The sequence below is a fragment of the Pontibacter coccineus genome (genome assembly GCF_030546575.1).
GTDB lineage: Bacteria > Bacteroidota > Bacteroidia > Cytophagales > Hymenobacteraceae > Pontibacter > Pontibacter coccineus.
The window spans coordinates 535,998-549,562 of record NZ_JAUOTN010000002.1; the positions used below are offsets into that span (position 1 = coordinate 535,998).

Consider the following 13,565-nt stretch of genomic DNA (forward strand, 5'->3'; position numbering starts at 1 on the left):
AGTGTAGCGAAAGCCCGTGAAAGGTATTATACCTAATTCGACAGCCGATTGTAAATCATCCATACTAACGTGAGATTAGCCATAGCATTACTTCTCATCTTCATCAGCTTATCTGCATACGGGCAAGTTGATTTGAACACTCCTTTTCAGGACTGCAATATCAAGGGGAGTATCACGCTGTACGACTACCAGGCAAAGAAATGGACGTACAGTAATGTCAATGACAGCCACCTGGCAACATTGCCAGCTTCTACCTTTAAAATAATCAATACTCTGATTGCCCTGGAAACAGGTGCGGTTGCCGATGAGAACGAAGTCATTAAGTGGCCTGGAGAAACAGATACTGTTAAGTATGGCTACCGCCCTGACATCTACCATGACATGAATCTAAGGGAGGCCTTTCAAAAATCGGCGGGTTGGGTGTATGTAGAGTTGGCGAAAAAGATCGGAAAGGCTAAGTACAAGGACCTTCTGACAAAGTCAAACTATGGCAATGCGGACGTATCTATCCAAGATCCAGACTTCTGGAATTTTGGAAATTTTGCCATATCGCCCGCTAGCCAAATTGAGGTGCTGATTGGCGTTTATGAGGAAACCCTTCCTTTCTCCAAAAGAAGCTTCAAAATCCTGAAGGATATCATGATAGAAGAGCAAACCGACAGCCATACCTTAAGAGCGAAAACCGGGTGGACCAGAGACGGCGGAAAAGACACAGGCTGGTGGGTTGGCTATGTGGAAAAAGAAGACAATGTGTACTTCTTCGCCACCAGACTGATAAAGGATCGAAACACACCAAATCCTGATTTTGGATCCTGTAGAAAAGAAATAACTAGATCAGTATTCAGGCAGCTAGATGTTCTCTAATGAGGACGCACGCGCCATAGACCTAAAGTGTATTCAATATCCTATGCCCCTCACCATCCGCCCTATCCAACCGGCCGACAACGAGCCACTGGCAACCTTAATCCGACAGGTGTTCCGCGAGTTTAAGATCGACAGGCCCGGCACGGTGTATACCGATCCGACCACCGATGCTTTGTACGAGCTGTTTCAGCAGCCGGGCAGCGCCTACTTTGTGGCCGAAGAAAACGGCACCATCCTGGGCGGCTGCGGCGTATACCCAACCGAAGGCCTGCCCACTGGCTGTGCGGAGCTGGTGAAATTCTACCTTTCTGCCGATGCCAGAGGCAAGGGGATTGGCAACCAACTGATGCAGCAAAGTATAGCAGCAGCCCGGGAGCTCGGCTACAAGCAGCTATACCTGGAGTCGTTCCCCGAACTGGCCAAAGCCGTATCGATGTATGAGAAAGCAGGCTTCAAACCCATACCACATGCAATGGGCAACTCGGGCCACTACGCCTGCAACATCTGGATGCTGAAAGACCTATGACCGTAGAAGAAGCTTATAACAGTTGGGCCGCGCAGTACGACACCAACAAGAACCGAACCCGCGACCTGGAAGCCGTGGCCTTGCGTGCGACACTGGCCGCTATACCTTTCGAGACGTGCCTGGAAATAGGCTGCGGCACTGGGAAAAACACAGAGTGGCTGGTGCGCAGGGCCATGCACGTAACCGCCGTGGATTTGTCAGGGGAGATGCTGGAGCGTGCCCGAAAGAAAGTGAGCTCGAACAAAGCAGTCTTTCTGCAAGCCGATATTACCCAGCCCTGGCAATTCGCTACACAGGTATACGACCTCGTTACCTTCAGCCTGGTACTGGAGCACATTCAGGAGCTTGATTTTGTTTTCGAGCAGGCGGCAGCGGTTATCAAAGCTGGAGGATACGTTTACATCGGCGAACTACATCCTTTTAAGCAGTACACCGGCACCAAAGCCCGTTTCGATACGGAAGAAGGGCGGCAGGAGGTGGAGTGCTATACCCACCATGTGTCGGATTTCGTGCAGACTGCCAGCCAACATGGCCTGAAACTGGTCGAGCTGAACGAGTTTTTCGATGATAACGACAGGGCAGGTATACCCCGGATTCTGACTTTGCTCTTGCAAAAGGTATAGCCTTATCCCGTATAGTTTCATTCTGAAAAAGCGGAGGCTACAGATCTTACACCGCAACTGGTGGAGGAACTGTCCCATTGAGGGGACCACAGTGGTATTTGCACTTGCTGCATAATCCGGTAGCGGTCCACTTCTGGTTTTCATCAGCCCAACCTGCCTGTTTCCCGTAAACTCCATACCTGCCCCGGCAGGTATAAACGCACCTTGGTATGACGGAAAACAAGCAAGACGAAATAAAAGTCGTGGTGTTCGACCTGAACGGCACTTTCTACAACAAGAGCTCCAAAGAAGAATTCTTTAAGTTCATTGGCAAAAAGAAACCCCACAAACTGGCCTATTATTTCCAGATGGTGTACTACAAGGCGCTCCTCAAAATGAACCAGATCCGGATGACGGAGTTTAAGGAAAACTTCTTCAACTACCTCGACAACATTTCGCCTGAGCAGGTGGAAAAATATGCCCGTGAGTTCTGGAAAGAAGAGTATCCCAAAGAGTTTAACAAGGAGATTAAGGCCAGGCTAGACAGGTATAGGCAGGAAGGTGTGCAGGTGATCTGCGCGACCGGCGCACTGGAGGTATACGTCAAGCCGCTGTTCGAGCTATACCCAATCGATGCGGTTTTCGGGACACAGACCAGGTATAACGGAGAGACCTACATTGTGGAAGGCAAAGCCTGCAAAGATGAAGAAAAGATAAAACGCCTCGACAAGCACTTCAAAGGCAAACCCTTCAGAATTGTGGAAGCCTACTCCGACAGCAAAGAAAACATACTGGACGAAGCAGACAGGGCCTGGCTGGTTAAAGATGACGGGATGCTGGTGCCTTATACCAAATCCTGATGGAATTCATGGTTTTCGGTAGGTATAGATACAGATTTTTCTATATTTGAGGTATTAGAATCCAGAATCAATAACTAACCCTATAAACGCTACCATGGCATCCATCAGCCCTTACCTAACCTTTGCAGGCAACTGCGAAGAAGCTTTCAGTTTTTACCAATCTGTATTCGGCGGCGACTTCCCGTATGTGGGCCGTTTTAAAGACATGCCCTCTGAGAACCCGCTCCCGGAATCGGAAGGAAACAAGATCATACACATTTCGCTCCCGATTAGCAAAGAAACGACTTTGATGGGCAGCGACTCTTCGGAGGCCTTCGGTCACGCGACCATAATGGGCAACAACTTTTCGATTTCCATTAACGCGGAAGACGAAGACGAAGCCAAGCGTCTGTTCGACAGCTTATCAGCAGGTGGCAAGGTAACCATGCCGCTCAACAAATCTTTCTGGGGCGCACTGTTTGGCATGTTCACCGATAAATTCGGTATCCAGTGGATGGTGAACTACGATTACGAGCAGGAGTAGCCAGCTGAGCCGAATTTTAAGATGAAAATATTGCTGGTAATTGGGGCAGGTAGTTTTATTGGCGGCGTGGCACGCTACCTGCTCACGATTTTTATCCAGACACGGGCCGCTGTTGTATTTCCATTTGGTACCCTGGCTGTGAACGTGCTTGGTTGTTTTCTGATGGGGCTTGTATTTGCGCTGATTGCAAAAGACGGTATGTCTGCCACCTGGCGGCCTTTCCTGGCAACAGGTATACTGGGCGGGTTTACAACTTTTTCCGCTTTCTCGCTCGAGTCTGTTTACATGCTGCAAACAAACCAGTATATGCAGGCCATGCTGTATATTGGTGCCAGCGTAGTGTTGGGGTTGCTGGCTACTTTTGCCGGGATGTGGCTGGTAAAGCTGGTCTAGTTTAAACGTTAGATCTGGAGACAAAAAGAAAAGCCCCGGTAGTGACCGGGGCTTCTTCGTTATGCTTTAACCCAGCAGTCCTTCCATACTCCTGAACACCGACACCATTGCCTGGCCTTTCTCCGACAGGGTATACTCTATATGCAGGGGTTTTTCCTGCACTACGGTCTTCACCAGAATATCTGCTTCCTCCAATTCCTTGAGCGCCGTTGCCACCGATTGCTTGTTGGAGCCCGGCAGCTGACGCAGCAAGCTGTTAAACCGCACCGGTCCGTCTAGGGCCAGCCTGAATATCTGCGGCTTCCATTTCCCGGATAATTGTTTTAGGATGTTCTCGGCGGGGCAACTCGCTTCCTCTTGTGGTAAATTGTTGGTAGTCATGTTTTTTTGACTAATTGACTCTCCGAAGGTTTAGTCCGATCTTTGTAAAAGTAATTCAGCAAGGCCTGCTGGCTACCGGCTAACAGGCTGATTTTTATAAAGTTTAACGCAAGATAAGAAGACCATGGAGACAAAGCCAGTAATGAACTGCGATATAGAGACCGGGATGTGTGAAATTCCGGGAACACAGGCAACAACAGAAGAAACCAACATCGCCGCAGCCCAGAAACCGATAAAGCTGCTGTACTTTACCGACCCGATCTGCTCCTCGTGCTGGGGCATCGATCCGCAACTGAAGAAACTGGCGCTGGAGTACGGCCCTTACTTTGAGGTAGAATACCGCATGGGCGGTCTGCTGCCAAGCTGGGAAGCCTACGGCGGCCGCGACGTGAACGGACCTGCCAGCGTGGCCCAGCACTGGGAAGAGGCCGGTGCCCATTACGAGATGCCCATAGACGGCGACCTGTGGCTGGAAGACCCGCTGCCATCTTCTTATCCGCCATCCATTGCCTTTAAGGCGGCCCAGTTGCAGGGCGAAGAGAAAGCCGGGAAGTTCCTGAGAAGAATAAAGGAGATGATCTTCCTGGAGAAGAAAAACATTGCACGCTGGGATAACCTGGCGCTGGCCGCTGAACAAACAGGCCTGGATGTGGCGCAACTCAAAACCGATTTCGAGGGCAAAGCCGTTGAGTTGTTCCAGCAGGATCTGACGCTGGCGCGTCAGCTGGGCGTGCGTGGCTTCCCGACCATCTTTGTGACCGACGGGAACGATAACCGCATCCTGGTATACGGATCCCGTCCCTATGCGCAGTATGAGCAGGCGCTTCTTCAACTCCATCCGGAGGCTGCCAAGCAACAGTATGACACCAGCTATACCTCGCTTTTCGGCAAGTATAGCACGCTTACTACCAAAGAGTACGCGGTGCTTTCAGGTATGAAAACCGAAGAGGCGGAAGCCCACCTGCAGGAGCTGCAAGCGCAGGGCAAGATCGGAAAGTATGCATCCAAGAACGGTTCGCTTTGGAAAAGATTCTAAGCTGATATTCCATAAAACAGAAAAGCCCCGGCAATTTGCCGGGGCTTTTCTGTTTTATGCCGTCCCTTGGTCAGCTTAAGAAAGCACCCGCAAGATCGCAGGTAATTTCTTTATGAAAAAATAGTTAGGCATCTCGGTATCAGGGATTTGTTTTACATATAAATTTCGCTATTCTATATACTTCCCTTTACTTCGTATGACCAAATCCTTTCTTCTAACCTGTTTAGGCATGGGTTGCCTATATCAGGTTCATGCACAGGACCTGCCGCAAGGGGCAGCTGTACCTGTAGCCACTCCCTCGGAATCTGCTTATAAACCGGTGCGCCTGCTGCTGGGCGGTGCACTGGAGCTAGGTGGAGATAATGTAGCCAAAGTGTATTTTACCAATGGACAGGAGCAGTCCGTAAAAGCGGGGCAGGGTGGCACTGTGTCGGTTGGCGCTCAGTTTCAGTTCAAAGGAATGGAGCGCCTGTTGCTGCGTACTTCGGTTGGGTATAAGTATTTAACAACCCAGGCTGACAACGTGCACATCCGCCTGACCCGTGTGCCCATTCACCTGACAGCCAATTGGATGGCGCACAAAGACATCCGGCTGGGAGCAGGCCTGGTTACGCACCAGGCTATCAAATTTCATGCTGATGGTGTAGGGGACAACATGGCGTTTGATGCCGCGGCGGGGCCAGTGTTTGAAGTGGCCTACCGAGGTATAGGCCTCTCGTACACCGTTATGACATACAAAGACCAGGCAAACTATACCTACGCAGCCAATGCCGTCGGCCTGACGGTAAGCGGAGTGCTGCCAAAACGGTAAAACGCCAATGCGCAGGTATAGACTGTCTGATTTCGCATAAAACAAAAGCCCCGGCAAGTGCCGGGGCTTTTGTTTTATCAATAAGTTACTTAAAGCTTAGTGCTTTGCAAGGTAGTTAGATACGCCTTCTTTCGTTGCGCTCATCGCTTCTTTGCCTTCAGACCAGTTTGCTGGGCAAACTTCGCCTTTTTGCTCGAAATACTGCAGGGCGTCCACCATACGCAGGGCCTCGTCGATAGAGCGGCCAAGCGGAAGGTCGTTTACAACCTGGTGACGAACTACTCCTTCTTTGTCGATCAGGAACAGACCGCGGTAAGCAACCGGCTCACCTACAAAGATTGCCTCGCCTTCTTCGTTGTAGTCGTAGTGACCAGCAAGCACGTCGAAGTTCTGAGCAATTGTCTTAGAAGCGTCAGCTACCAGCGGGTACTCAACGCCTTCGATACCGCCCTGATTGCGTGGCGTGTTCAACCATGCGAAGTGAGAAAAATGCGTGTCGGTAGAGCAACCAACTACGGCAACATTCTTACGCTCGAACTCTTCCATTCTGTCCTGGAACGCGATGATCTCGGTAGGGCAAACGAAAGTAAAGTCCATTGGGTAAAAATAGAATACAACGTGCTTCTTGCCGATGTACTGGTCAAGAGAGAAGTTTTCTTCGAATTCGCCGTTCACTACTGCTGTAGCTTTGAAAGAAGGAGCTTTTTTACCTACTAATACTGCCATTTTGTTTTGTTTTTATTGGGTTATAAAATAATCTATTTAGAAACTCTTGTAATGCTTATCTTTTTGTCGGGCTCCACCTTGCAGCCTGTCAGCTGAATCGAGAAGCCCTTGATCTCGAAGTTCTCCACCTGGCGCTCACTGAAAAATTTGATCAGCAGCTGCTCCAGTTCTTTATCCTCAAAATCAACTATCTCTTTGGTCTTGCTGCAATAGATGTGGCTGTGCGTCATCGTATTCGAGTCGTAACGCTTGCTACCGCCTTCCGACACGACCCGGCGCAGCATACCTGTTTCGGTAAAAGTATCCAGCGTTTTGTAAACCGTTCCCAGCGAAATCGTGGGGTTAGCCGGTCGTAGCCGCTGGAAAACATCCTCTGCCGTAGGGTGAGACCCATGCAGTTCCGCCACCGCCTCGAGCACCACGATGCGCTGGTGCGTCGCCTTCAGGCCACACGCAGTCAGGCTTTGTCGTATCTCGTCTCGGGTTAGGTGTTGCATACAGTAAATAAGAATGTTTCTTAACTAGGAATAGTTCCGCAAAGGTATAGCTTCTCTTTAAGAATAAAAAGCGAAGCGCGAAAAGTTGTTCGTGAATGAGGGAACTTGGAGGATTAAGGAATTCTAGGAGTTGGAATCAACACAGGTATAATAACAAAATGTCATTTCGAACGGAGTGAGAAATCTGGGGTTTGTGCACCGGTTCAGATTTCTCACTCCGTTCGAAATGACAATGATAGTGACCTCTTTTACGCGAGCCTAACGTCCTTTAAACTCTGGCTTGCGCTTTTCCACAAACGCATTCATACCTTCAGTTTGGTCTTCAGAAGCGAAGCAGAGGTAGAAGTTCTTGCGCTCGAAGTGGAGACCTTCGTCGAGGTTGGTTTCGAAAGAGCGGTTCACGGATTCTTTGGCCAGCTTGGCCGCCACCGGCGACATCTGGGCTACCTCGCCTGCCAGTTTAAAGGCCTCTTCCAGGTATAGCTCTACGGGCACCACACGGTTGATCAGGCCATGCTTTTCGGCTTCGTCGGCGCTTATGAACTTACCGGTTAGCACCATTTCCATAGCCTTGGCTTTCCCGATGGCTTTGGTCAGGCGCTGCGTGCCGCCCGCACCCGGCATTACGCCGATCTTGATCTCCGGCTGGCCGAACTGCGCCGTTTCCGAAGCTACGATCATGTCGCAAGTCATAGCCAGTTCGCAGCCGCCACCGAGTGCAAAACCTGACACGGCCGCAATGATCGGCTTCTTGGTCTTGCGGATCTGATCCCAGGTAGAAAACTGATCGATGTTGAGCATGTCAATCGCTGTTTTACCAGCCATCTGCTTGATGTCGGCACCAGCGGCGAATGCGCGCTCATTGCCCGTGATGATGATGGCTCGTACCTCTTCGTTGTCGTCGAGTTCTTTGAGGGCATCGCGCATTTCGCCCATCAGTTGTAGGTTCAGCGCATTAAGTTCTTTTGGTCGGTTGAGCTGAATGAGGGCCACGTGCGGACGGGCCTGTGGGGTTACCAGTATAAATTCCATAGTTTAGTCGTATTTGTTCCGGACTAAGTTACGGCTTTTAGAGGAATAGGGGAAAGGCGCGTAGACGATATCTGTTACAGATAGGTATAGCTCTTTGATTCATAGCTTGGGCTGCTGCATATATAGCAACTTGAGTTGTTCTATAGCCTGCCCTGGCCGGGCGGGCCTCACTTTTTTCCTTGATGAAAAAAGTAAGCAAAAAAATCAAGACGCTCCAAACTCGCTGACCGCTCGAACAGTGGAGCGCCATTTTGTGCACCTGGCTGAAGCTATACCTTCGTAGCCTCTGGGGCAAATTAGTCTTGCTATACCTGTCAGTGGTCTGTTTGCTACAGGAGCTATACCTGTAAAGTAGTAATTACAGGCTCCCCGCCTTGGATAAGGAGGGGTTAGGGGTGGTTGGACCCGGTATGGTATAAAAAGTTGCCACGAAGCTTATACCTGTGAAGTAGTATCTGCAGAGATTCCCCTCTCGGGAGGGGTGGGGGTGGGTATAATCCGTGGGAGTAATAAAGGCGGTCGCTGAGAAACTATACCTGGAAATCAGCAGCAGCAGAAAAGTCCCCCCTGGGGGTAGGGGCCCTCGACAAGGAAGGGTACAGGGGGATGACAACCGTACACGAAAATCCCGTAAATCCTTGGGCTAGGCCCCTATATACTGATTCAACCAAAAAGCTACCCCCGGCATACTACCTGGAAGGTCGTTCTGGTCCGCTGTTCGAGCAATATTTCCTTGCCTTTGGTGATTTCCTGTACGCTTTCGTTGTCGTAATTCTTGATCGTGAAAAGCTGCAGAGTAGTGTTGTAGTGGATCGTGAACTGGTCTTTCAGCGTGTCAAGCAGCTTCTGGAGACGCTCCTCATGGTAATCAGTACAGATCGAAAACGAGATGGCCGAGTTCTGCATCAGGTTGATCTTCAGGCGCAGCTCTGACAAGGCATTGAAAATAGTGCCCAGGTTCTTTTCGCTGATAAAGGTGAAGTCCTTAACGCTGAACGACACAAGGCACTGGTTGTCTTTTACAATATAGGCCGGACTCAGTTTCTCGAAGCGGCAGTCGCAGATCTTGGTCCCTTCTGCCGTCGGGTCCAGGAAGGACTTCACATAGAGCGGAATCGACTTGTTGGCCAGCGGTTTGATGGTCTTGGGGTGGATGACCGATGCGCCGTAGTAGGCCATTTCTACCGTCTCCTGGTAATCGAGCATGTGGTAACGCACAGTATGCGCGAAGCGCTTCGGGTCGGCGTTAAGCAGGCCGGCCACGTCCTTCCAGATGTAGAGCCCCTTAGCATCGAGGCAATAGGCGAAGATGGCGCCGCTGAAGTCGGAGCCCTCACGGCCAAGCGTGGTGGTGAGGCCGTTGTTGGTGCCACCCAGGAAGCCCTGCGTCACGATAAGCTGCTGCGTCAGTATAGCAGGCAGGTCGCGTTTGATCACCCGTTCCGTCCAGGCCCAGTCCACACGGGCTTCGCGCCAGGTGTTGTCCGTCTGAATGTATTTGCGGCTATCGACCCAGGCGTTGGCTATACCTTGTTCCTGCAAAAAATAATGCACGATAACAGAAGATAGCAGTTCCCCGAAGCTCACGACCTGGTCATAGCCTCTGTCATAATCAGTAACTATTTGGCTTTTAAACCCTTGTAATACTTGCTGCAATTGTGCGAACAGATGTTCGAGGCGCTCGTATACAGGGTGTTCTCTATCCGGGAAAAGCTCATGAACAATTGCTAGGTGGTACTGACGGCTCTGACGCAGAGCGTCACTGAAATCATGACCCGCAGCGGCCAGGTCGTATACCTGTTCCAGGGCATTGGTCGTTTTGCCCATGGCAGACACGACCAGGAGCAGTTCCTTTTCGCCGCCCTGTGCGGACACGATCTGAGCCAGATTTTGCAATGCACCGGCGTCTTTTACCGAGGCGCCGCCAAACTTAAATACTTTCATCAATTGGGACTAATACTGCGTAAATGTAAGTATCCTTCGGTTATGTTTCAAAATATCATATTTTTGTAGCTATATATTTAAATTTCACCATAATGAATGACAAACTAGCGCTTCCTGTCGGTACCACACTTGACAGGTTTATCATGAGAAAGCAGGAGGACTTCCCTTTTGCGACCGGAGAACTATCGCAGTTGCTGCGCGACATTGCCCTGGCAGCCAAGATCGTGAACCGCGAAATTAACCGTGCAGGACTGATTGACGTGACCGGAGCCTACGGTCAGCAGAACGTGCAGGGAGAAGAACAACAGAAACTCGACGTGATCGCCAACATCCGCTTCATACGCGCCCTTCGTAACGGAGGCGAGGTGTGTGCCATCATCTCAGAGGAAGAAGACGAAATCATTCAGACAGGTAACCTCAAAGGCAAGTACATCGTGGCCATCGACCCGCTGGACGGCTCTTCTAACATCGATGTGAACGTGTCGATCGGTACCATTTTCTCGATCTACCGCCGTGTATCGGAGGCAGGCACAGAGGGTACCCTGGAAGACTGTATCCAGAACGGCACGCACCAGATCGCGGCCGGCTACGTGGTATATGGCTCTTCTACGATGCTGGTATACACCACAGGACATAGCGTAAACGGTTTTACGTATGAGCCCTCGCTGGGCGAGTTTTTCCTTTCTCACCCCAACATGCGCATACCTGAAACGGGTACCATCTACTCCTGCAACGAAGGCGGCTACAACAGCTTCCCAGAGGGTATCAAGAACTACCTGAGCTACTGCAAAGAGAACGGTTACTCGGGTCGTTACATCGGCTCACTGGTGTCTGACTTCCACCGCAATCTGATCAAGGGTGGCGTGTACATCTACCCGGCCACGGCCAAGGCGCCTAACGGCAAGCTGCGTTTGTTGTACGAGTGCAATGCCCTGGCCTTTATTGTCGAGCAGGCGGGAGGTAAGGCTTCTACCGGCAAAGGCCGCATCATGGAAGTGGAGCCAACCGAACTGCACCAGCGCTCTCCGCTCATCATCGGATCTTTGGAGATGGTGAACAAGGTGGAGGAGTTTATGAAAGCCGAAGTGAAAAAACCTGAGGCGGTTACAGCAAACTAATTCTGACTATAACGGAAGCGGATCTGCGCTTTGAGCAGCTCACGCTCTACAATTAAACGGGCTATGTTTTCGGCTACCTCTTCTTCGGAGGCCGCGAGCATAGCCTGTTTTAATTTGCGCTCCTCCACATCAATGCGGTACAGAATGTTGAGCAGCTGGTTCAGGTTAAAGCGGAGCAGGTATAGCACCATACGGGCCACTTCCCGTGTCAGATCACTTTCCTGGGAAGGCAGCTGGTGCTCTGATTCGAAAACCCGCTGCAGCTGACGCGCGGCACTCTCAAATAGGACAGGGGAGTAGGTCATGGTTGTGAGCGTAAGGTATAGCGATAAAAAAAAGCCCTCCTGTCCGGAGGGCTTTTCTATGGGGCAGGTTCTTATTTTTTGGCTTTCTTTGCCTTTGACTCAGCCTTTTCTTCTTTGCCTTCCGCAGCTTTCTCGTCTTCTGAGGTAGTTTCGGCGGCTTCTTCTTCAGCTGCTGTAAAGCCAACGTGCTTGTTCACGATGCCGTACCAGGTGGCCAGTTTTCGCATATCAGAAATATACACGCGGTCTTCGTCATAGTCAGGCAGTACGTCCGACATGAAGTTTTTCAGCTCATCGTCAGAAGGCTTCTCACCGAAAGGCAGCTCACCGTTGTATTTCTGGTGGATGCGGTCCATCACATCGGCCAGTGGCACGGTTGCCTCCTCGTCGTTGGTATAGATCGAAATCTCGTCCAGCAGCGACATGCGGTGGCGCGCCTGGGCCACCATGCGGGTAGGGTTGTCAGAAAGGCTCTCCACAATTACGCCATTGCGTGTAGGCTTTACGATGCGGTAAAGTCCGCTCATGCCGGCAATGGCTGAAACTTGTCTTAAATCAATAGGCATAATCAGGTATAAAATCTGTTGGTTATAGTTTGAACATTATGGGCACGCTGGCCACCATGCCGAAGCCAGGCCCGGGTGCTTTGAATTTCAGCAATTTAGCAATCCGCATAGCCTCCTCTCCGGTGCCAGCGCCCGCGTTTTTCAGCACTTTGAAGCCCGAAGTAGAGCCATCTTCATTCAGCGTGAAGCTGATGATACACTCGCCCTGCACACGGTTTTTGCGTGCCAGCGCCGGATACTTTATCTGCTTGTCGATAAACTGGTACATGGCCTCCTGGCCGCCTTTGTAGTACTCCGCTACCGCAATAGACTTCGACGGTATCCATACCTCTTTCTCCTTAGCCGTATCAGCTGACTGTGCAGAGGCGGCAAAGCTCACAAAGGCAAATAAAAGAAACAAAATTGAGATTTTACTTTTCATAAGGGTAAACAATTTAAGTTTAAGTTGGTGCACACCGGGTATACCTTCTCCCTAAACCGCAAACCCTGTGCCGTTTAGGACTGCACCTGCGCGTTTACCTCGTCTATAAAGTTGAGGATCTCGTCGCGCCCGGCTTTGTCTACAGCTGAGGTTTTGAACATGCGGGGAAGTTCGTCCCAGGTTTCCTGCATCTTACGGGCATAGGTGGCTATGGTTGAGTCGGTCTTGGTAGCCGACTGCTTGTCGGTTTTGGTGAACACGATCACAAAAGGAACGCCCAGGTTGCCCAGATAGTGTATAAAGTCGAGGTCGACCTTCATCGGCTCGTGCCTGGAATCGATGAGGACAAACACGCAGGACAGGTTTTCACGCTTCTGCAGGTAGTAGTTGATCATCTTGCGCCACTGCTCCCGCGATTCCCGGCTCACCTTGGCGTATCCGTATCCCGGTAAGTCGACGAGGTACCACTTGTCGTTGATCAGGAAATGGTTGATGAGCTGGGTTTTGCCCGGAGACTGGGAGGTTTTTGCCAGTCCTTTCTGCTCCGTGATCATGTTGATGAGCGAGGACTTGCCTACATTGGAGCGGCCGATAAAGGCGTACTCCGGTTTGTTGGGTTCGGGGCATAAGTCGACCCGTGTATTACTTATTAAGAATTTTGCTTCTTTGATAACCATGCTGTTGCTAGCTTAAGCCACCGGGCCAGTAGTTGACCTGCTGCTGTGGCAATTAAAATTTACGACGCGCACCTTGCCTGAGATGGAAGGCACGTGGCAGATTCTTCAAAATTACTATTATTTTAGTTAATATGTTCTGATTAGGCAAGAGGCCGGGTGAGGCAGGGTTGCCGGGGTCAGATTGGTAAAAGCCGGAATACGTTTTGCTAAATAATCCTGAAACCTATATAGTTTATATGTATATTTTAATATATTTGCTCTCTGATCTTGATTTGGGTTACTG

18 protein-coding genes are annotated in these 13,565 nt (G+C 50.5%); 9 read left to right on the forward strand and 9 right to left on the reverse strand.

Going from position 1 to position 13,565, the window contains the following annotated elements; all coding sequences use genetic code 11:
• Positions 1-69: 69 nt before the first annotated feature.
• The 6 genes from Q4E40_RS06325 to crcB all read left to right on the forward strand — a co-directional run bounded on the left by Q4E40_RS06325 (position 70) and on the right by crcB (position 3,768).
• Complete coding sequence (locus Q4E40_RS06325; RefSeq protein WP_303410790.1) at positions 70-864, forward strand: penicillin-binding transpeptidase domain-containing protein; 795 nt, start codon at positions 70-72, stop codon at positions 862-864.
• 43 nt (positions 865-907) lie between these two features.
• Positions 908-1,390, forward strand: a complete 483-nt coding sequence (locus Q4E40_RS06330; RefSeq protein WP_303410792.1) for a GNAT family N-acetyltransferase — start codon at positions 908-910, stop codon at positions 1,388-1,390.
• Positions 1,387-2,013, forward strand: coding sequence for a class I SAM-dependent methyltransferase (locus Q4E40_RS06335; protein WP_303410793.1), 627 nt, complete (start codon positions 1,387-1,389; stop codon positions 2,011-2,013). Before Q4E40_RS06330 ends, Q4E40_RS06335 begins: the two co-directional genes overlap by 4 nt.
• A 209-nt stretch (positions 2,014-2,222) precedes the next feature.
• Complete coding sequence (locus tag Q4E40_RS06340) at positions 2,223-2,852, forward strand: HAD family hydrolase (RefSeq protein ID WP_303410794.1); 630 nt, start codon at positions 2,223-2,225, stop codon at positions 2,850-2,852.
• A 94-nt stretch (positions 2,853-2,946) separates the two neighbouring features.
• On the forward strand, positions 2,947-3,375 hold the full coding sequence (locus tag Q4E40_RS06345) for a VOC family protein (RefSeq protein ID WP_303410795.1): 429 nt from the start codon (positions 2,947-2,949) through the stop codon (positions 3,373-3,375).
• A gap of 21 nt (positions 3,376-3,396) precedes the next feature.
• Positions 3,397-3,768 carry a fluoride efflux transporter CrcB gene (gene crcB / locus Q4E40_RS06350; RefSeq protein WP_303410797.1) on the forward strand — a complete coding sequence of 124 codons (372 nt, stop codon included), beginning with the start codon at positions 3,397-3,399 and terminating at the stop codon, positions 3,766-3,768.
• 66 nt (positions 3,769-3,834) lie between these two features.
• Here the strand turns inward: crcB and Q4E40_RS06355 are convergent, their stop codons facing one another.
• Complete coding sequence (locus Q4E40_RS06355; protein WP_303410798.1) at positions 3,835-4,149, reverse strand: winged helix-turn-helix transcriptional regulator; 315 nt, start codon at positions 4,147-4,149, stop codon at positions 3,835-3,837.
• Between the two features lie 124 nt (positions 4,150-4,273).
• On the opposite strand from Q4E40_RS06355, the gene Q4E40_RS06360 reads away from it, so the two are divergent.
• Positions 4,274-5,185, forward strand: a complete 912-nt coding sequence (locus Q4E40_RS06360) for a ClpXP adapter SpxH family protein (protein ID WP_303410800.1) — start codon at positions 4,274-4,276, stop codon at positions 5,183-5,185.
• Between the two features lie 229 nt (positions 5,186-5,414).
• The gene (locus Q4E40_RS06365; protein ID WP_303410801.1) at positions 5,415-5,996 is read left to right on the forward strand and encodes a hypothetical protein; all 582 of its coding nucleotides are present in this window, start codon (positions 5,415-5,417) and stop codon (positions 5,994-5,996) included.
• Between the two features lie 96 nt (positions 5,997-6,092).
• Here the strand turns inward: Q4E40_RS06365 and Q4E40_RS06370 are convergent, their stop codons facing one another.
• From Q4E40_RS06370 to Q4E40_RS06385, 4 genes are all read right to left on the reverse strand, one after another.
• Entirely contained in the window at positions 6,093-6,722 is a 630-nt protein-coding gene (locus Q4E40_RS06370) for a peroxiredoxin (RefSeq protein WP_303410802.1), read from the reverse strand.
• 32 nt (positions 6,723-6,754) lie between these two features.
• Positions 6,755-7,219: a Fur family transcriptional regulator gene (locus Q4E40_RS06375; RefSeq protein ID WP_303410804.1), complete on the reverse strand. Its 465-nt coding sequence runs from the start codon at positions 7,217-7,219 to the stop codon at positions 6,755-6,757.
• Positions 7,220-7,477: 258 nt separating this feature from the next.
• Positions 7,478-8,251: an enoyl-CoA hydratase-related protein gene (locus Q4E40_RS06380; RefSeq protein WP_303410806.1), complete on the reverse strand. Its 774-nt coding sequence runs from the start codon at positions 8,249-8,251 to the stop codon at positions 7,478-7,480.
• A gap of 675 nt (positions 8,252-8,926) precedes the next feature.
• Complete coding sequence (locus Q4E40_RS06385) at positions 8,927-10,195, reverse strand: aspartate kinase (RefSeq protein ID WP_303410807.1); 1,269 nt, start codon at positions 10,193-10,195, stop codon at positions 8,927-8,929.
• A 92-nt stretch (positions 10,196-10,287) separates the two neighbouring features.
• Between Q4E40_RS06385 and fbp the strand changes: the two genes are divergently transcribed.
• Complete coding sequence (fbp, locus tag Q4E40_RS06390; protein ID WP_303410808.1) at positions 10,288-11,313, forward strand: class 1 fructose-bisphosphatase; 1,026 nt, start codon at positions 10,288-10,290, stop codon at positions 11,311-11,313.
• Here the strand turns inward: fbp and Q4E40_RS06395 are convergent.
• From Q4E40_RS06395 to yihA, 4 genes are all read right to left on the reverse strand, one after another.
• Positions 11,310-11,618, reverse strand: coding sequence for a hypothetical protein (locus tag Q4E40_RS06395; protein WP_303410810.1), 309 nt, complete (start codon positions 11,616-11,618; stop codon positions 11,310-11,312). The two genes, fbp and Q4E40_RS06395, sit on opposite strands and share 4 nt — an antisense overlap.
• A gap of 71 nt (positions 11,619-11,689) precedes the next feature.
• Complete coding sequence (locus Q4E40_RS06400) at positions 11,690-12,184, reverse strand: DUF5606 family protein (RefSeq protein WP_303410811.1); 495 nt, start codon at positions 12,182-12,184, stop codon at positions 11,690-11,692.
• A gap of 22 nt (positions 12,185-12,206) precedes the next feature.
• A complete protein-coding gene (locus Q4E40_RS06405; protein WP_303410813.1) occupies positions 12,207-12,605 on the reverse strand; it encodes an energy transducer TonB in 399 nt (132 codons plus the stop codon).
• 74 nt (positions 12,606-12,679) lie between these two features.
• Entirely contained in the window at positions 12,680-13,282 is a 603-nt protein-coding gene (gene yihA / locus Q4E40_RS06410; RefSeq protein ID WP_303410814.1) for a ribosome biogenesis GTP-binding protein YihA/YsxC, read from the reverse strand.
• Positions 13,283-13,565: the final 283 nt, after the last annotated feature.

Excerpts from the sequence above, each read along its gene's own strand:
- Q4E40_RS06330 (WP_303410792.1), top strand. The coding sequence starts at position 908 with ATGCCCCTCACCATCCGCCCTATCCAACCGGCCGACAACGAGCCACTG.
- Q4E40_RS06335 (WP_303410793.1), top strand. The coding sequence starts at position 1,387 with ATGACCGTAGAAGAAGCTTATAACAGTTGGGCCGCGCAGTACGACACC.
- Q4E40_RS06340 (WP_303410794.1), top strand. The coding sequence starts at position 2,223 with ATGACGGAAAACAAGCAAGACGAAATAAAAGTCGTGGTGTTCGACCTG.
- Q4E40_RS06345 (WP_303410795.1), top strand. The coding sequence starts at position 2,947 with ATGGCATCCATCAGCCCTTACCTAACCTTTGCAGGCAACTGCGAAGAA.
- crcB (WP_303410797.1), top strand. The coding sequence starts at position 3,397 with ATGAAAATATTGCTGGTAATTGGGGCAGGTAGTTTTATTGGCGGCGTG.
- Q4E40_RS06355 (WP_303410798.1), bottom strand. The coding sequence starts at position 4,149 with ATGACTACCAACAATTTACCACAAGAGGAAGCGAGTTGCCCCGCCGAG.
- Q4E40_RS06360 (WP_303410800.1), top strand. The coding sequence starts at position 4,274 with ATGGAGACAAAGCCAGTAATGAACTGCGATATAGAGACCGGGATGTGT.
- Q4E40_RS06365 (WP_303410801.1), top strand. The coding sequence starts at position 5,415 with ATGGGTTGCCTATATCAGGTTCATGCACAGGACCTGCCGCAAGGGGCA.
- Q4E40_RS06370 (WP_303410802.1), bottom strand. The coding sequence starts at position 6,722 with ATGGCAGTATTAGTAGGTAAAAAAGCTCCTTCTTTCAAAGCTACAGCA.
- Q4E40_RS06375 (WP_303410804.1), bottom strand. The coding sequence starts at position 7,219 with ATGCAACACCTAACCCGAGACGAGATACGACAAAGCCTGACTGCGTGT.
- Q4E40_RS06380 (WP_303410806.1), bottom strand. The coding sequence starts at position 8,251 with ATGGAATTTATACTGGTAACCCCACAGGCCCGTCCGCACGTGGCCCTC.
- Q4E40_RS06385 (WP_303410807.1), bottom strand. The coding sequence starts at position 10,195 with ATGAAAGTATTTAAGTTTGGCGGCGCCTCGGTAAAAGACGCCGGTGCA.
- fbp (WP_303410808.1), top strand. The coding sequence starts at position 10,288 with ATGAATGACAAACTAGCGCTTCCTGTCGGTACCACACTTGACAGGTTT.
- Q4E40_RS06395 (WP_303410810.1), bottom strand. The coding sequence starts at position 11,618 with ATGACCTACTCCCCTGTCCTATTTGAGAGTGCCGCGCGTCAGCTGCAG.
- Q4E40_RS06400 (WP_303410811.1), bottom strand. The coding sequence starts at position 12,184 with ATGCCTATTGATTTAAGACAAGTTTCAGCCATTGCCGGCATGAGCGGA.
- Q4E40_RS06405 (WP_303410813.1), bottom strand. The coding sequence starts at position 12,605 with ATGAAAAGTAAAATCTCAATTTTGTTTCTTTTATTTGCCTTTGTGAGC.
- yihA (WP_303410814.1), bottom strand. The coding sequence starts at position 13,282 with ATGGTTATCAAAGAAGCAAAATTCTTAATAAGTAATACACGGGTCGAC.